At 70.4% G+C, this 16759-nt stretch carries 16 protein-coding genes; 11 read left to right on the top strand and 5 right to left on the bottom strand.

Going from position 1 to position 16759, the window contains the following annotated elements; all coding sequences use genetic code 11:
- Positions 1 to 13 precede the first annotated feature (13 nt).
- From sp36 to AC5RVV_RS07255, 3 genes are read left to right on the top strand one after another with little or no spacing between them, the layout of a single operon-like run.
- A complete protein-coding gene (sp36, locus tag AC5RVV_RS07265; RefSeq protein ID WP_493978079.1) occupies positions 14 to 169 on the top strand; it encodes a Sp36 family protein in 156 nt (51 codons plus the stop codon).
- 2 nt (positions 170 to 171) lie between these two features.
- Positions 172 to 666, top strand: coding sequence for a RidA family protein (locus tag AC5RVV_RS07260; RefSeq protein ID WP_494000662.1), 495 nt, complete (start codon positions 172 to 174; stop codon positions 664 to 666).
- On the top strand, positions 650 to 1582 hold the full coding sequence (locus AC5RVV_RS07255) for an NUDIX hydrolase (protein WP_494000661.1): 933 nt from the start codon (positions 650 to 652) through the stop codon (positions 1580 to 1582). The genes AC5RVV_RS07260 and AC5RVV_RS07255 overlap by 17 nt, the downstream gene beginning before the upstream one ends.
- Before the next feature lie 133 nt (positions 1583 to 1715).
- Here the strand turns inward: AC5RVV_RS07255 and AC5RVV_RS07250 are convergent, their stop codons facing one another.
- The gene (locus tag AC5RVV_RS07250) at positions 1716 to 2393 is read right to left on the bottom strand and encodes a Crp/Fnr family transcriptional regulator (RefSeq protein WP_493966729.1); all 678 of its coding nucleotides are present in this window, start codon (positions 2391 to 2393) and stop codon (positions 1716 to 1718) included.
- 249 nt (positions 2394 to 2642) lie between these two features.
- On the opposite strand from AC5RVV_RS07250, the gene AC5RVV_RS07245 reads away from it, so the two are divergent.
- Positions 2643 to 3827, top strand: a complete 1185-nt coding sequence (locus tag AC5RVV_RS07245) for a MarP family serine protease (protein WP_494001302.1) — start codon at positions 2643 to 2645, stop codon at positions 3825 to 3827.
- Here the strand turns inward: AC5RVV_RS07245 and AC5RVV_RS07240 are convergent.
- From AC5RVV_RS07240 to acs, 3 genes are all read right to left on the bottom strand, one after another.
- Positions 3824 to 4945 (bottom strand): DUF2332 domain-containing protein, encoded by a 1122-nt coding sequence (locus AC5RVV_RS07240; protein WP_494000660.1) that lies wholly within the window; start codon positions 4943 to 4945, stop codon positions 3824 to 3826. The two genes, AC5RVV_RS07245 and AC5RVV_RS07240, sit on opposite strands and share 4 nt — an antisense overlap.
- Positions 4946 to 4964: 19 nt before the next feature.
- On the bottom strand, positions 4965 to 5417 hold the full coding sequence (gene aroQ, locus AC5RVV_RS07235) for a type II 3-dehydroquinate dehydratase (RefSeq protein WP_494000659.1): 453 nt from the start codon (positions 5415 to 5417) through the stop codon (positions 4965 to 4967).
- 136 nt (positions 5418 to 5553) lie between these two features.
- Positions 5554 to 7533: an acetate--CoA ligase gene (gene acs, locus AC5RVV_RS07230; RefSeq protein WP_494000658.1), complete on the bottom strand. Its 1980-nt coding sequence runs from the start codon at positions 7531 to 7533 to the stop codon at positions 5554 to 5556.
- 325 nt (positions 7534 to 7858) lie between these two features.
- Between acs and AC5RVV_RS07225 the strand changes: the two genes are divergently transcribed.
- The 3 genes from AC5RVV_RS07225 to AC5RVV_RS07215 are packed head-to-tail and all read left to right on the top strand — an operon-like array spanning position 7859 to position 11020.
- A complete protein-coding gene (locus tag AC5RVV_RS07225; protein WP_494000657.1) occupies positions 7859 to 9505 on the top strand; it encodes a hypothetical protein in 1647 nt (548 codons plus the stop codon).
- On the top strand, positions 9492 to 10313 hold the full coding sequence (gene nth / locus AC5RVV_RS07220) for an endonuclease III (protein WP_494000656.1): 822 nt from the start codon (positions 9492 to 9494) through the stop codon (positions 10311 to 10313). Before AC5RVV_RS07225 ends, nth begins: the two co-directional genes overlap by 14 nt.
- Before the next feature lie 2 nt (positions 10314 to 10315).
- Positions 10316 to 11020 carry an NUDIX hydrolase gene (locus AC5RVV_RS07215; RefSeq protein ID WP_494000655.1) on the top strand — a complete coding sequence of 235 codons (705 nt, stop codon included), beginning with the start codon at positions 10316 to 10318 and terminating at the stop codon, positions 11018 to 11020.
- Positions 11021 to 11174: 154 nt separating this feature from the next.
- On the opposite strand, the gene AC5RVV_RS07210 is transcribed toward AC5RVV_RS07215, so the two are convergent.
- Positions 11175 to 12875: a bifunctional 3'-5' exonuclease/DNA polymerase gene (locus tag AC5RVV_RS07210; RefSeq protein ID WP_494001301.1), complete on the bottom strand. Its 1701-nt coding sequence runs from the start codon at positions 12873 to 12875 to the stop codon at positions 11175 to 11177.
- A 116-nt stretch (positions 12876 to 12991) separates the two neighbouring features.
- Between AC5RVV_RS07210 and ssd the strand changes: the two genes are divergently transcribed.
- From ssd to AC5RVV_RS07190, 4 genes are read left to right on the top strand one after another with little or no spacing between them, the layout of a single operon-like run.
- Positions 12992 to 14110 (top strand): septum site-determining protein Ssd, encoded by a 1119-nt coding sequence (gene ssd / locus AC5RVV_RS07205; protein ID WP_494000654.1) that lies wholly within the window; start codon positions 12992 to 12994, stop codon positions 14108 to 14110.
- Complete coding sequence (locus AC5RVV_RS07200; RefSeq protein WP_494000653.1) at positions 14107 to 15270, top strand: TadA family conjugal transfer-associated ATPase; 1164 nt, start codon at positions 14107 to 14109, stop codon at positions 15268 to 15270. The genes ssd and AC5RVV_RS07200 overlap by 4 nt, the downstream gene beginning before the upstream one ends.
- Positions 15267 to 16073 carry a type II secretion system F family protein gene (locus AC5RVV_RS07195; protein WP_494000652.1) on the top strand — a complete coding sequence of 269 codons (807 nt, stop codon included), beginning with the start codon at positions 15267 to 15269 and terminating at the stop codon, positions 16071 to 16073. The genes AC5RVV_RS07200 and AC5RVV_RS07195 overlap by 4 nt, the downstream gene beginning before the upstream one ends.
- Positions 16070 to 16633 carry a type II secretion system F family protein gene (locus AC5RVV_RS07190; RefSeq protein WP_494000651.1) on the top strand — a complete coding sequence of 188 codons (564 nt, stop codon included), beginning with the start codon at positions 16070 to 16072 and terminating at the stop codon, positions 16631 to 16633. The genes AC5RVV_RS07195 and AC5RVV_RS07190 overlap by 4 nt, the downstream gene beginning before the upstream one ends.
- Positions 16634 to 16759 lie beyond the last annotated feature (126 nt).

Here is a 16759-nt window from a genome sequence, read left to right as displayed (position 1 = left end):
TACCCTTTGAGTTATGACCAAATGGGAATACGCGACAATTCCGCTCATTATCCACGCGACCAAGCAGATTCTTGACCAGTGGGGGGAGGACGGCTGGGAGCTCGTCCAGGTGTTCCCCGGCCCGAACGGAACCAATCCGGTCGCCTATTTGAAGCGGGAGAAGCAGTAGCCATGACGGAAACCACTGAAGCCCGGAAGTCCACCGTCGAAGCGCGGCTGGCCGGCTTGGGACTGTCCCTGCCGGACGTGGCAGCTCCGGTGGCCGCCTACGTCCCGGCGGTCGTCTCCGGGAATTATGTGTACACCTCCGGGCAACTGCCGTTCGTCAACGGCGAACTTCCGGCCGCCGGCAAGGTGGGCGACGGTGCCGGCCTGGTCAGTGCCGACGAGGCGAAAAACCTCGCCGCGACGGCCGCCGTGAATGCCCTGGCAGCGGTCAAGAGCGTCATCGGTGACCTGGACCGGATCACCCGGGTGGTCAAGGTCGTCGGTTTCGTGGCCTCCGATCCGGCATTCACCGGCCAGCCGGGTGTGATCAACGGCGCCTCCGAGCTGCTGGGGCAGGTCCTCGGCGAGGCCGGCGCGCATGCCCGGTCCGCCGTCGGCGTGGCCGTGCTGCCGCTGGATTCGCCGGTCGAGGTAGAACTGATTGCCGAATTCAGCTAGTCCGCTGCGCGAGGAGCAGCGGCTCTTCCCCGTGGTACCGGACCAGCTGGGCGCGGCCCACAGCTGGTTCCACCACGGGGAACGTACGCCGCGCAAGCCCCGGATGGCCTCCTCGGTCGTCCTCGTTCGGGACGGCGCGGCCGGCACGGAAACGTACCTCGGCTACCGGTCGGGCTCCTCTCCGCTGGGCACGGTGGCCTTTCCCGGCGGCAGCGTGGAGGAGAGCGACGGCGACCCGGTGACCTGGTACGGCCCCTCGCCGAGCAAATGGGCCGAGATGCTCGGGCTGGACGACCACCGCCTGGCCCACGCCCACGTCGTGGGGGCCATCCGCGAGCTGTTCGAGGAAACGGGCGTGTTGCTGGCCGGTCCGGATGAATCCACCCTGCCGGAGTCCACCTCCGGCGCCGACTGGATGCGGACCCGCGAGGCCGTCGCCGCCCAGGAGGTGTCCTTCGGCGAAGCGCTCGGCAAGCGCGGACTCGGCGTCCGCACCGACTTGCTCAAACCCGTGGCCCACTGGCTCAGCCCCGATTTTGCCCATCGCCGCTTCGACACGCGCTACTTCGCTGCGGCCCAGCCGGCCAATCAACGGCCGTCCCTGCTGGAAAGCAAGGGCGTGTGGGCCTCCTGGCTGCCGGCGCAGGAGCTGGTGGCGGGGCGGACGACCACGACACTGGGCGATCTGGTGGACCAGCCCGACACCCGCGGGTTGACGTTCAGCGAGGTGACCTCGCCCGCGGTGGAAATCATCGTGGAGAAGATCGCCGGCGCCCGCGGCTGCATCGCCTACCTCTCGCACAAGCGCCCCCAGCGGCTCTACCACCCGGAACTGATCCAGGTTGACGGCGTGCCCATGCTGGAGGTCGCGGCCAACGCGGCCACCGAAGGCGGTGCCGCCCCGCGGGGACGCTGAGCCGCTCCGCCAACACGGACCCAGCCCCGATGGGCCCGTGCCGGACGGTCAACGGCACCCACCATTTCAAGCCACGACGACGGCGGGGGCCCACCATCGGTGAGCCCCCGCCGTCGTACTTATGTGGCGAAGATCAGCGCGAACGCTGGCGCAGCCGCTGGATGTCCAGGATGACTACCGCGCGCGCTTCCAGGCGCAGCCAGCCGCGCTGAACGAACTCGGCCAGCGCCTTGTTGACGGTTTCGCGGGAGGCGCCGACCAGCTGGGCCAGCTCTTCCTGCGTCAGTTCGTGTGCCACCAGGATGCCGTCCGTGGCGGGGCGGCCGAAGCGGTCGGCAAGGTCCAGCAGGGCCTTGGCTACGCGGCCGGGAACGTCGGAGAAGACCAGGTCGGCCAGCGAGTCATTGGTGCGGCGGAGGCGGCGGGCCAAAGCCTGCAGCAGCTGCGCCGACACCTCGGGGCGGGTCTCCAGCAAACCACGCAGGTTCTCGTTCTTCAGCCCGGCGAGGCGGGTCTCGGAGACGGCGGTCGCCGAGGTGCTGCGCGGGCTCGGGTCGAAGAGGGCCATCTCACCGAAGAGCTCGCCCGGGCCGAGGATGGCCACCAGGTTCTCGCGGCCGTCGGCAGCGGTGCGGCCCAGCTTGATCTTGCCGGAGACGATGAAGTAGAGCTGGTCGCCCTGGTCACCTTCGCGGAACACCGATGCGCCGCGGGACAGGTCGACCTCGGTCAGCTCGTCGGTCAGCGCGGCGAAAACGTCGTCGTCAAGAGTGGCAAAAAGAGGTGCGCGGCGAAGGATCTCTACGTCCATGAATTCTCCAAGTTAGTACTGTTTGGCTGGGGTTCAAGCTGCTCTCCCGTGGGGGCACTGTTCTCCATTTTGCCGTATGTAAAGCCCGTGTGACATCTTCCACAAGGCTTTTCGCTCCCAGAGGAGGAAAGCGCCGGCATCGAGCACCGGCACGGGCTGCCGGAGGTGACAACCCGTAACGGCGGTTAATAATTCCCGCGGGCGGACCGCCTAGACTGATGCACATCCCACCGCAACGGAGAATGAGTGATTTTCGGCCTGACCATCCTGGACGTTGTCCTGCTGCTGATCCTCTTGGCGTACCTGGTCTCAGGTCTGCGCAAGGGGTTCCTGCTCACCCTCGGCGGCATCGCCGGCATCGCCCTGGGAGCGGTGGCAGCTTTCTTCGCCATCCCCCTGGTCAGTGAATGGGTCCCCGACAGCGCCTGGCGGCTGACCGCAGCCATTGCCGTGGCCATGTTGCTCGTGGTGCTCGGGCACGCCCTGGGAACGGGTATCGGCGCGGCCATCCGGCGCCGGATGGACTTCCCGCCGCTGCGGCCGCTGGACCGGCTGCTGGGCGGCTTGATGAATCTCGCCGTGACCGCGCTGGTTATCTCCATGCTGGCGTTCAGCCTGGGCACCATGGGCGTGCCGTTCATCTCGCAGCAGATAGCCGCGTCCAAGGTGATCGCGTCGATCGAAAACCTCACCCCGGATCCGGTGAAGGCGTGGGCGGCGCAGGTGCGCTCGATCGTTGTTGCGGACGGCATCCCGCTGGTCCTCGACCCGCAGGTGCCGCAGGAGTCGGCGCCGGTTCCCGATGCCAGCACCGATACCGCGGCCCTGAACGAGGCGGCGGCCTCCGTGCTGCGGATCGCGGGGACGGCCTTCCAATGCGGGCAGAACCAGACCGGGTCCGGCTTTGCGGTGGCCCCGGACCGCGTGCTGACCAACGCCCACGTGGTGGCCGGCGTCAACGAACCGGTGGTGGAGATCCCCGACGGCCGGGTGCTGCCCGGACGGGTCGTGTTCTTCGACCCGGTGCGCGACCTGGCCGTCCTGGCCGTGGACGGCTTGGACGTGCGGCCGCTGCCGCTGGCGGGCGAACTGTCCGAAGGCGACCTGGCGGCGTTCCAGGGCTACCCGGCCGGCGGTCCCTTCCAGAGCAAGCCGGCCACCGTGCAGGGCCGTTCGCAGGTGCTGGTCCAGAACATTTACGGTGCGGACCCGTCGTCGCTCGAGGTCTACACACTGGCGGCGAACGTGCAGCAGGGCAATTCCGGCGGACCTTTGCTTGATGCGGACGGAAACGTGGCCGGCGTGGTCTTCGCCAAGTCCACGGAGGACGTGCCGGTGGGCTACGCCCTGACCCTGGCGGAGGTCCAGCCGGTCGTCGACGCAGCCCTCGGCTATCAGGAGACGATCTCCGCCGGCCAATGCGTGACCCGCTAGCGGCTCTCCTGCGGTAGCCAGTCCAGAAACTGGCCGTGCGGGCCGCTGACCGCCACCGGGCGCCCGTTGTGCGAAAGCAGGAAGCGGCCCCGGCGGGTCCGGTCGTCCAGGCCGGGAATGCCGGAGTCACCATCCGGCAGCGGCATCACGCCGGGACCTTCGTGCGCGAGCCAGTGCACGCCCCGCTCACGGATGAGCCCCTCCACCAGGGTGCGGAACCGCCGACGGTCCGGCTCGGGCAGGTAGGCCAGCACTGCCGAATGGAAGACGACGACGGCGGCATCCCCGGGCGCCCGGGCCACCAGTGCCGGCAGCTGCTCGGTCAGGTCGCCGGCCACCAGCCGGGCCGGTGTGCGGCGGGCAACCTCGATGGCCTGGTGCAGCCGACGGATGCGGAACTCCTGCCCCGGCCAGATCAGGGCCTCGAGCCAGGCGACGTCGTCGGCATCGCCAATGTCCAGCGGATTCAGGTCGATTCCGGCGCGCCAGCAGACTTCGGGCAACGACTCGGGCAGCGGCGGCCGGCCGGAGGTGGAGCATTCCAGCAGCGGCGGCTGCGCTTCACCGCCGGCGGGCGTGGCTTCCGCCCCGGCCCCCGCGGACGCCGATTCCGCCGCAGCCCCGGAGGGCGCCGTTTCCGCCCCGGCCCCGGCGGCAGGCCAGGACCGCGGCGCGGGGACCGCACCGCCGTCGTACTGGTAGCGGTACAGGTCGGGGTAGAGCAACAGCCCCGCCGAGGCGCCCACCTCGATCAGCGCCAGCGGCTTGGCTTCGGAGGCGGCGATGGCCGCCAGGGACGGCAGGAACACGGCGCAGCGGCCGGGTTCATTCGTCTGCGTGGTGCGCGCCAGTGCCACGTCCCGGACCGAGTCCCACCGCGACAGCAGGAAGTCTCGGAAGGCCGCGTACTCCGTCGCGCCGGCACCAAGGGAGCGCGCGGCCGCCAGGATCAGGTTGGGCTGGCGCTTCGAGGCGGGCAGGGCATCGATCAGCGCCAGGACCTCGGGATCGTCGCTGATGCCCAGGGCCCATTCGACGTACACCGGGGACTGGCCGGCGGCCTCGTGCAGGCCGAAGTTCCGGTACCAGCCGGCGGTGTCTCCTCGCTGTCCACCCATCGTCGCCGCGGCCCTCCCGCTACAGGGCCTCGGCGAGGTATTCGACCGCCAGCCGGTAGCCGGTGATGCCCGCACCGGCGATGACGGCGTCCGCGATGCCGGAGATGTAGGAGTGGTGGCGGAACTCTTCACGCCGGTGGATGTTGGTGATGTGCACTTCGACCACCGGGAGGGCCACGCCGGAGAGGGCGTCGCGCAGTGCCACCGACGTGTGGCTGTAGCCGCCGGGATTGATGACGATCGCATCGGCCGTGCCGCGGGCGGCGTGGACCGCGTCGATCAGCTCCCCTTCATGATTGGACTGCACGCACTCGGCGGTCCAGCCGCGGGCGGCCGCGGCGTCGGTGGCGAGCCGCTCGACGTCGGCCAGCGTGGCGGTGCCGTAGACGTCCGGTTCCCGCGTGCCCAGCAGGTTCAGGTTGGGGCCGTTGAGGATCAAAACACGGCGGGTGCCGGGGATATCTGCAGTCATGCCTTTTACTATGCCTCAATCGCGTCTCGGGGGAGCTGACCTGTTCCAGCGGGGCGTCCTGGCCTCGCGGTGTGATGCCGTGGCCCGCCCGCCGCCAGGGGCGGGAGGGCCACGGCATCAGCCGACTGTCCGGGCGTCAGGCCTTCAGCGAGGTCGCGATCTGCTGCATGACGGTGTTGTCCGCCAGGGTGGTGGCGTCGCCGACCTCGCGTCCTTCGGCCACGTCCTTGAGCAGGCGGCGCATGATCTTGCCGGAGCGGGTCTTGGGAAGTTCCGGCACCACCAGGATGGTGCGCGGCTTGGCGATGGGTCCGATTTCCTTGCCGACGTGGGCGCGTAGCGTGGCGACGATGTCCGGCTCTTCCGCCGCGCCTCCTCTCAGGATGACGAACGCCACGACAGCCTCGCCGGTTGTTTCGTCCTTGGCGCCGACGACGGCGGCCTCGGCGACGGCGGGGTGGGAGACCAGCGCCGATTCGATTTCGGTGGTGGAGAGGCGGTGGCCGGAGACGTTCATGACGTCGTCGACCCGGCCGAGCAGCCAGATGTCGCCGTCCTCGTCCTTCTTGGCGCCGTCGCCGGCGAAGTACATGTTCTCGAAGCGGGACCAGTAGGTCTCCTTGAACCGTTCCGGGTCGCCCCAGATGCCGCGCAGCATGGCCGGCCAGGGCTCGCGGATCACCAGGTAGCCGCCGTGGCCGTCCGGGACGGAGTCGCCAAGTTCGTCCACGACGTCGATGGCGATGCCGGGGATCGCGACCTGCGCGGAGCCGGGCTTGGCGGCGGTGATTCCGGGCAGCGGGGCGATCATGTGCGCACCGGTTTCGGTCTGCCACCAAGTGTCCACGATCGGGGCCTTATCGCCGCCGATGACCCGCCGGTACCACATCCAGGCCTCCGGGTTGATGGGTTCGCCGACCGAACCGAGCACCCGGATGGAGGACAGGTCGTACTTGGCCGGGATCTCTTCGCCCCACTTCATCATGGTGCGGATCGCTGTCGGGGCGGTGTAGAGGATGGAGACCTTGTACTTTTCCACGATCTCCCACCAGCGGCCCTGGTGCGGGGAATCGGGGGTGCCCTCGTACATCACCTGGGTGGCGCCGTTGATCAGCGGAGCGTAGGTGACGTAGGAGTGGCCCGTGACCCAGCCGATGTCCGCGGTGCACCAGAACACGTCCGTCTCCGGCTTCAGGTCGAACACCACCTTGTGGGTGTAGGCGCACTGCGTCAGGTAGCCGCCGGTGGTGTGGAGGATGCCCTTGGGTTTCCCGGTCGTGCCGGAGGTGTAGAGGATGAACAGCGGGTGCTCGGCGTCGTGCGGCACGGGCGTGTGCTCCGCCGACGCGGCCTCCACCGTGTCCGCCCACCACACATCGCGGCCCTGCTGCCAGTCGACGGGTTCGCCGTTGCGCTTGACCACCACCACGTTGGTCACCGTGTGGCCGGGGGCGGAGAGGGCCTCGTCCACGGCGGGCTTCAGCGGCGACGGCTTGCCGCGGCGCCAGGTGCCGTCGGCGGTGACCACCAGCTTCGCTTCGGCGTCGTCGACGCGGGAGCGCAGCGCGTCGGCGGAGAAGCCGCCGAACACCACCGAGTGCACGGCACCGATCCGGGCGCAGGCCAGCATGGTGATCACGGCTTCCGGGATCATCGGCAGGTAGACGGCGACCCGGTCGCCCTTGGTTACGCCCAGGGATTCGAAGGCGTTGGCGGCCTTCTTTACCTCCTCGGTCAACTGGGCGTAGGTGTACGTGCGGGTGTCGCCGGGCTCGCCTTCGAAGTGGATCGCCACCCGGTCGCCCAGCCCGTTCTCCACATGCCGGTCCAGCGCGTTGTAGGCCGCGTTCAGCTCGCCGCCGACGAACCACTTGGCAAACGGGGCGTCCGACCAGTCCAGCGCTTGGCTAAAGTCCGTGTCCCACGAGAGGACCTCGCGGGCCTGCTTGGCCCAAAAAGCCGGGCGGTCCGCCTCTGCGTCTGCGTAAACGTCCTGTTTGGCTACGGCTGCGGCGGCGAATTCAGCGCTGGGCGCAAATCTACGCTTCTCGTGGAGCAGGTTTTCCAGGGCGTCGCCGGTGGCGGCGGTCGACTGCGTTCCGTTGGCTTCAGACATGTGGGGGCCCCTTCGTCGTGCTGGGTCATTGGCGTGCCCCCGGCTTGTCAGCCGGGCGCACCTGCTGCTTGCCAGCCTAATCCTTTGTGCGCCGCCGGCGGTGTTGAGCGTCACACTGCACGATGTAAATGGAGGTGAATCTGCGGTGAACGGCACCCGGTGGCGCCGTCGCCCGCGGGAATCCGGCTAGTGAAGGGTGGGTTCCTTGACTACGCTGAGACCAGCGCCAGAAGGTTGCGCGGCGGCCCAAGCCCGCGGTGCAACCCGCAACGACCCACGGCGGGCCCGGCCCGCGCTGCAACCGTAAACGACCGGAGGATCGAAGATGTCCCAGAGCTCCCAGACCCACGGCACGGCAGAAACTGCGGTGGCCGGCCCGTTCACCGTGCGAGACATGGTGGTGGGCGCCGGCATCGTCCTGCTCTTCCTCTCGTCCGTGATGCCCCTGCAAGTTCTCCAAGGCATCGGCGTGAACCTATGGAATTCAGGCGGCCTGTTCCAACTGGGGCTGGGCATCCTGCTTCCGGCGGTGGTCTTGGTCCTGTTTGTCGTGCGGCGGCTGGCCCCGCAGACGCCGCTGCGGGTGGGCTCTTTGTCGGTCGACCAATTCGCCTCGGTGGTCGCTTCGCTGGCGCTGGCGTTCTACTTCCTGACGATCGTTACCGTCTTCAGCGTGAGCGGAGTCATCGGATTCATCGGCGCGGTGGTGCTCTTTGCGGGAACCGTTTGCGCGCGCTGGATTCCGCAGCTTGCCGTCGATTTCGCCGGCCGTCCCGAGGCCGTCGCCCACCCCGTGGCGCGCGACGCTGTTCCGGCTGCACCCCGGCCCAAGCAACCCAAGCCCGCCACCGGGCAGCCCGGCGCGAACCAGCCCGGCGCGAACCAGACGGGGGTCGGACAACCGGCCGGCCACAGCGGAGCCGCCCGCCAGGGAACGGCCAGGGCAGGTGCCGTCCGGATTGACGAGGCGGCGGAAGCGCGCGGCGCAGGGGTCCCCGCCGGGTCCGCAGCACCTGCTCCGTCCGGCGCACACTACGCCGGAGCGCAACAACCTTCCACCGGGCAGTTCGCTGCACCCTCGGGTAAGGGAGCGGCCGGAGTGGCAGGCGCCGCCGCGGCCGCCCACGCCATGAACTCGCCGGAACACGGCACCGGCACCGGCACCGCGACGATCGCGTCGGGACGGGACACCGACGCCAGCCCGATCAGCACGCAGCGGGCCGAGGACCTTGAACCGGACGATTCCCTGTCGCCGGGGGCGGCAGACGGTGAGGCCGTCGGCATCCCCGTGACCGCCGATGCGAGCGGATCCGCAACGGCGCGCGCCGCCGCGTCCTCGGCGAGCGGCGTGGCCACGGACGTCGGCTACTCCGCCGGAACTGTGGTGGGCGGATCTGCCGCGTCCGCCGGCGGCCGGCAATCCCGGGAGCCTGCCACAACGGGCCGCACCGGGGCCGCGGATCTTCCCGGCGGCACAGGCGAGCATGGCGCAGCCGAACGGCAGGACCAGTCGGCCGTTCCCGCCGGCGGGCCCGTCGGTGGTGCAGCCGCCAAGCCGACCGCCGGTGCGGCCGTCGGCGGTGCAGCCGCCAAGCCCACCGGGGCCGGAGCCAGTGCCGCCACACCCGCCGCCGGCGACCAGACGACGACAGCAGCCACCACGGCCATGCCGTCGGTCGGGGAGAAGGTAACCGCCCGCGCCGGCGCCGACGCTGCCTCGGCGTCTGCTCCCATCAGCGCCACCAGGGAACACTACGAGGACGAGGAAGCCGAAGGGGAATACGAGGCCTTTTGGTTCGCCGTCGGGCGCACCCGCCCGGTGCTGGACGAGAACACCGGCCAGGTCATGTTCACGGTGGAGCCCGGGTCGTGGATCCTGGCGCTGCAGGACCGCGGCGACGAATTTCTGGTGCAGCACACGGACGGCCGGGTGGGCGTGTTGAGGGACCTGACGAACATTGAGCGTGCCTGATCGGGCGCCGGCCACCCGCCGGCGCAAGACCGAAGAGTCCCTGCTGGCGCGCAAACGCCGCGCCCGGCGGATCAACAAGGAGCTCGCCGAACACTACCCGTATGCGGTGGCGGAACTGGATTTCTCCAACCCCTTCGAGCTGCTGGTGGCGACCATCCTCTCCGCGCAGACCACCGACGTCCGGGTCAACATGACCACTCCGGTGCTCTTCCAGCGCTACCCGGACGCCCGCGCCCTCGCAGCAGCCGATGAGGCCGAACTGCAGGAGCTGATCAAGCCCACGGGTTTCTTCCGGGCCAAGTCCCAGAGCCTGCTGAAGATGGCCAACCAGATCGTCGACGAATTCGACGGCGAGGTTCCGGGAAACCTGGACGACCTGGTCAAGCTCGCCGGCGTCGGCCGAAAGACGGCGAATGTGGTGCTGGGCAATGCGTTTGGGATCCCGGGGATCACCGTGGATACGCATTTCCTCAGGTTGTCCCGCCGCTTTGGGTGGACCGGGTCGACCGACGCGGTCAAGGTGGAATTTGATGTTGCGGAGCTGTTCGAGCCCAAGGACTGGACCATGCTCTCGCACCGTGTTGTTTTTCACGGCCGCCGGGTGTGCCACGCCCGGAAGCCGGCGTGCGGCGCCTGTCCCGTCGCCCAATGGTGCCCGTCCTACGGCGAGGGAGAGGTGGACCCGGAGAAGGCGCGGAAACTGCTGAAGTATGAACTCGCGCCGGGACGCGAAGAACTGCTGGCCCGGATGATGGCCGGGGAGACGAGGCGGGAGCTTCGCGCAGCGGGCTTTCCGCTGGGAGCCTGACGATGAGCGCCAAGCAGGACCTGCAGCGGCTGGTGGAGCTGCCGATGGACCAGCGGCTCTCCGTCCGCGAACGGGAGCGCTGGTACGACGTCGCGCTTGACCAGGGGACGGCGCGCCCGGCCGCGGTGCTCCTGCTCTTCGGCGCCCTGGACGACGCACCGGCCCACTTCCACGATTCGGCCGTCCCGGATGATCTTGACCTGCTCTTCGTGGAACGCGCCGCGGGCCTCTCCTCGCATCCCGGGCAGGTGGCGTTTCCGGGCGGCCGCATCGACCCCGACGACGACGGACCCGCCGCCGCGGCGGTCCGCGAAGCGGTCGAGGAGACAGGCCTGGACGCGGCCGGCGTCGAAGTCCTGGGTGTCCTTCCGGACATCCCGCTGTCGGTCAGCAACTTTTTGGTGACGCCGGTCTTGGCCTGGTGGGCCGCTCCCTCGCCGGTCGACGTGGTCGACTTTGCCGAGTCGGCGCAGGTCTTCCGTGTGCCGGTAGCCGACCTGCTGGATCCTGCCAACCGGCGGATGTCGGTGCTCCGCCGCGGCGGGCAGGTCTTCCGCAGCCCCGCGTTCCTGGTCCACGGAGTGGTGGTCTGGGGCTTCACCGCCATACTGCTCAGTCACCTGTTTGACGACCTGGGATGGTCGTTGGACTGGGACAGGTCGCGCGAAATCCCGGCACCGATCGCCCCGCGCCCTGCGGCCCGCTGACGGCTGCCCCGCGCCCGCTGACGGCTGCCCCGCGCCCCTCCGGCCGGGCTGACGGCTGCCCCGCGCCCCTCCGGCCGGGCTGACGGCTGCCCCGCGCCCCTCCGGCCGGGCTGACGGTCATGGACCGGTGGCCAGCCGGGGGAGGCGCGCTGCCTTACTTGGCGTCGGCGTAGGAATCGACCACTGCCACACTGACCGGGAAGGCAACAGGGATGGCGCCGAAGACCAGGCGGGTGGCGGCAGCTGCGGACTCCTCCACCAGCCGGCAGGCCAGTTGGGCACGGTCCTCGCGGACGTGCAGCATGACCTCGTCGTGGAGGAAGAACACCATTTCCCCCACGAAGGTTCCTTCCGCCGCGAAGGCGCGAAGCCGCCGTCGTAATTCCGCCAGCCAGCACAGCGCCCATTCAGCGGCCGTGGACTGCACCACGAAGTTGCGGGTGAAGCGGCCGCGGCTGCGGGCCAAGGTATCGGCCCGTCGCTGCTCTTCGGCCGTGGCGGTGCGTTGGGAGGCCAGCCAGCGTTCCGACGGCGGAGGGCAGCTGCGGCCCAGGTAGCTGCTGACCACCTGCCCCGCCTTGCCGGCCCGGGCCGCGCGCTCGACCACCGCGATGGCCTGCGGATACGTCCGGGTGAGCTGGGGCATCAGCCGGCCGGACTCGCCGGTGGTCGCACCGTACATGGCCCCGAGCATCGCGATCTTCGCCTTGGCACGGTCGCCGCCGAATCCGGCGTCGGCAATGCCCTGGTAGAGATCCTTGCCGCGGCCGGCCGCTGCCAGGGCCTCGTCCTGCGCCAGCACCGCCAGCACCCGGGGTTCCAGCTGCGCTGCGTCCGCGACGATGAGCTTGTGGCCGGGATCAGGGCGGACGGCGTCCCGAATCTGGCCGGGTATCTGCAGGGCCCCGCCGCCGCGTGAGGCCCATCGCCCGGTGACCACGCCGCCCACCACGTACTCGGGCCGGAAGCGGCCGTCCCGGACCCAGGCGTCCAGCCACGCCCAGCCATTGGCAGTGAACAGGCGGGCGAGCTTGCGGTATTGCAGCAGCGGCTCGATCGCCGGATGGGCGTGCTGCTTCAATTCCCAGGAGCTGGTGGTTTTGACCTCGATGCCGGCCCGGTGCAGGGCGCGGATGAGCTGCTGCTGGGAGTCGGGGTTGAACGTGGGATTGGCCAGCTCCTGTCCGAGCCTGACGGCGAGCTCCTCCAGCTTGTCCGGCCGCTGGCCTTCCCGCGGGCGTGCCCCCAATTGGTCGGTAAGGATGCCCAGGTGCACGTCCTCGCGCCACGGCACGCCGGCGTGCTCCATCTCGGCTGCGATCAGGGCGCCTGCCGATTCGGCCGCCAGCAGCAGCTGCAGCCGGCCGCGGTGGACCGACGCGGCCACGGCCGCCAACTGGTCCTGCAGCTCGGCCACGAGGTCCTCGAGGTCGGTGCCGCCGGGCTGTGGTTCGTCAAAGAGGGTGAACTGGTCCGGGGACTGCTGCGGCGGCGGCAGCTGACGGGGCAGCTCTTCGTCCTGATGCGCGGCCGGCGCCTCCCGCAGCGCGCGGATATACCCGGTGTCCGGGGCGTGGACCGACAGCGCCAGGATGTTGCGGGCGAGCGTGAGATCGTGGCTGCGGTCCACGCCGGTGCCGGCGGCCAGCAGCGGCTGATACGCGGCGCGCGTGGCTTCGAAGACCCAGCGGGGTCCCTCGCCGTCCAGGCTCCGGATCGTCGAGGCAAGTCGTCCCTGAGGCACGACGACGGGCGGCCCGGAGGGGGTGCCGTGCGCGTCGGTGCGCTGCAGGTAAGCGACGGGTTCTGTGCCCTCCGGCACGGAAATGTTCCGCGCGGCGGAGGCCAGGACCATGTACACACCTCAATTCTGCACCGACCGGTCCTCCACACGCCCCAAGCCGTCCCTTGCGGCCCACATCCGGAGTTGGCGTGGCGGGCGCGGGCCGGGAGTTCAGCGAAGATCGGGGCATGCCAGGACACCACACCGCCGCCGAGCGGTCCCGCTGGAAACCCGCGGAAGCGACGGACGTCGTCCTCGTCGGCGGCACCGACCGGCTGCGGGATGAAGTGGCCAGGATCGCGGCGGCGGCCGGGCTGGCACTTCGCCCCGACGGACGTCCCGGCGGATTGCAGGGAACCCCGGATGCCGCTCGTGGAGCCACCCCGATGCTGCTGGGCACCGCCGGGCATCACCGGGTGCAGCGGAGCGGCGGGGACATCATCGTGGTCGGGTTCATCGACGAGGCACCGGCCCTGTGGGACCTGGCGGCCTCCACGGGGGCCGGGCGGGTGGCGGTGCTGCCCGAGGGTGCGGTGTGGCTGGCGGAATACCTGAGCCGGACCTGGCGGCGCGAAACGGCCGGGAAGGTGGTTGCCGTGCACGGGGCCAGCGGTGGAGTAGGGGCCTCTGCCCTGGCCGCCTGGCTGGCCGCGGAGGCTGCCCGCTCGGGAACGGCCACGGTCTTGGTGGACGACGACCCGCTCGGCGGAGGACTCTCGGCTGCCCTGTGTGCCGCCGACGTCCCGGGCCTAACCTGGCCGGATCTGGCGGCGGTGCAGGGAACGGTGAACCCGGTCCAACTAGCGGCGTCCTTGCCGGCGACCGGCGGATTCTCCCTGCTGTCTTGGCCGGGAACAGGGGACCCCGCCCTGCACGGCACCCCGCAGGACGAGGTGGAGGCGGAGATCATGGCGGCCGCGTCAGGCGCTTTCGGCTTGGTGGTTGTCGACACCGGACGGCTGAGGAGACCGCCCCAGGCCGGGCCTCCGGCCAACGATACTGTGCTGCTGGCCCGGACGGACAGCCGCTCCCTTCGGGCCGCGGCGGCCGCGGCGGCAGCGGCCGAAGCCGGAACGAACCTGCACTTGGTGGTGCGGGGACCGTTGCCGGCCGGAGCCGACGAACAGCTGATCGCCGACGAGCTGGGGGTGCCGTTGGCCGGCTATGTGCCGCACCTGCGCGCGGTCCCGGCGGCACAGCGGGGAGGGCGCCTGCTGGATCTGGCCTCGAACAGGCGGATCCGCGCGTTGTGCGCCGGCCTGCTGGCGCGCCTGAACCCAGCACCGGGGCAGGGCAGCGGGTCATGAACGGGGCGGGACGCAGGCGGGCTGCCCCGGCAGCGGTCTCCGCCATCGGATTGGAGCCCTTCCGTCGCGCGGTGCTCTCCGATCCATCGCCGGTGACGGGAGCCCGCCTGGCAGCAGCCGTTCAGTCGAGCGGCCGTTTGCTGGGAACGGCCGGTACGCTGCAGGCGGTGGACTCACTGGCCGCAGACTTGCGCGGGCTGGGGCCGCTGCAACCGCTGGCGGACGCGGGAGCCACGGACATCCTGGTGAATGGCCCGCAGGACGTCTGGACCGACGGCGAACGCGGTCTGCTCCGTGCCCCCGTCGCTTTCGCCGGCGACGCCGAGGTACGGGCGCTGGCCGTACGCCTGGTAGCAGCCGGCGGGCGCAGGCTCGACGACGGGAACCCGTGCGCGGATGTGCGCCTTGCGGGTTACCGGGTCCATGCTGTGCTGCCACCGGTTTCGACCGGCGGGACGCTGCTCTCGATCCGGCTCCATCGTCCGCGCCGCTTCACGCTCGCGGAACTGCTCACCGCCGCGCCGCAGTGGCAGCCCTATCTCGAAGCCGTCGTCCGGCAGCGCCTGAACTTCCTGATCTGCGGAGCCACCGGGTCAGGCAAGACGACCTTGCTTTCGGCGATGTTGGGGGTCGCCGGCCCGCAGGAACGGATGGTCTTGGTCGAGGATGCCGCCGAACTGGACCCGGACCATCCGCATGTGGTGGGCCTGCAGAGCCGGACCAGCAACGTCGAGGGCACCGGGTCGATCGGCATGGCGGAACTGGTTCGGCAGGCCCTGCGGATGCGGCCGGACCGGCTGGTGGTCGGAGAGTGCCGGGGAGCCGAGGTCCGCGAGTTCCTTGCGGCGATGAACACCGGCCACGCCGGAGCCGGCGGCACCATCCACGCAAACTCCGCCGCGGCGGTCCCGGCCAGGCTGGCGGCCATGGGCGCGCTCGCCGGGATGAGCGCCGAAGCGGTCGTACTTCAGGCCGCGAGCGCACTGGACCTGGTGATCTCGATGCACCGGACCGGGGAAGGGCGCTGCGTGCAGGAGATCTGCCTGCTGCGGCGCGATCCCTCGGGTGGCTTGCAGACCATTCCGGCGCTGGCCGCTGACGGAGCCGGCATCAGGCACGCGGCTGGAGCGGACGAACTCCACGAACGGTTGTTCCCGTGACCGGCCTCGCGGTCTTCCTGCTGACTGCGGCGGCCTGCCTGCTGCTGTTGCCGAGGCGCGCATCCCGGCCAGCCGAGGTGCGCCGGGGCTTCGGCTGGGCGTCGGCCGGCAGCCGGACGCGGCGCCGGTCCGCCGCCGCCGAATTGGACCAGCTGCCCCTCTTCGTGCGGCAGCTGGCGGCGCTGTTGCGTGCCGGGCGCACGCCGGCCCAGCTCTGGCCGGATATGCTCACCGTCTACGCGGCGGCGGGACCGCCCGACCGGTCCACTCCGGGTGCACGGCGGCGGGACCGAACGGGGCCGGCGTCAGGTGCGGCAGCGCGGGAAGCCGGGCTGTTGCTCCCGACCCTTGAGGCGGCAGCACAAGCCGCGGACCTGGGCCTGGGAATCGGGCCGGTTCTGCGCAGGCAGGGGCCGGGCGACGGCCGGCGGGTACGCCCCGAGGCCGCCGCCGTGCAACGGATGTGGCACGATCTGGCTTCCTGCTGGGAGGTTTCCGAGAGGACCGGGGCACCACTGTCATTGCTGCTGGAGAATTATGCGCGGCACCTGCAGCATCGGCTTGATGCCAGGGCTGCCCGGAGAACCGCTCTGGCGGGACCGAAGGCCACCGCGGCCCTGCTCGGGTGGCTGCCGCTACTGGGACTTGGGCTCGGCGCCACGATGGGTGCCGACCCCGTCGCCACGCTGCTGCTGTCACCGACGGGGTGGCCGGTCCTGGTCACCGGGGCGGCGCTCATGGTTGGCGCGCGCTTCTGGTCCCGGCAGCTCGTGCGCCATGCTGCCGGAAGGGAGGGCCTGTGATTCCGGCGCTGACCGGTGTACTGCTCTTTGCTGCTGCCTGGCTGCTGTATCCGGGACTGGTCGGTGCCCGCCGCATCCCGGCGAAGCTGCCGCTGGTTTCAGGCGGATCCCGGAAGGGTGGCGGCAGGGACGCAGCGGCCGATCCTGCCCTGCACCTGGACTTGTTGGGCGCGATGCTGGCAGCGGGACTTCCCTTGCCTCACGCAGTGGCTGCCCTCGCTGCCACCAGCCAGGGAACGACGAAGACGGCTTTGGACCAGGTCGCCTCGGCGTTGTTGCTGGGCGTGGACTGGCAGGAGGCCTGGGCGCTCGCAGAGGGCGGTTCCGGACTGCACGTGTTGCGTGACTCCCTGCGCTTCGGTGCCGCAACGGGTGCGCCCTCGGCGGCGGTGCTCTTTGCCCAAGCCGACCAGCTGCGGCGGCGCGGGCATCAGGAAGACCAGCAGCGTGCGGCCGCGCTCGGCACCCGGCTTGTACTTCCGCTGGGGCTGTGCGCCCTTCCCGCCTTCATCGCGCTGGGCGTCGTGCCGGTGCTCGTCGCCCTCGTGCCCAAGCTGTAAGCACTCCTCCACAGCGCAGGCTTCATCCCGGAGTGTGCACCGGGACCAAGCCGGCGGTGCCGGGCTACTGGCCCGGTCGGGGAAGCTCGAATAACCGCAATCCGGCGGTCTCATCCAGGAGGAAAA

The organism is Arthrobacter sp. MDT2-34-1 (assembly GCF_059091365.1).
This window is presented reverse-complemented; position numbering and strand designations above follow the sequence as displayed.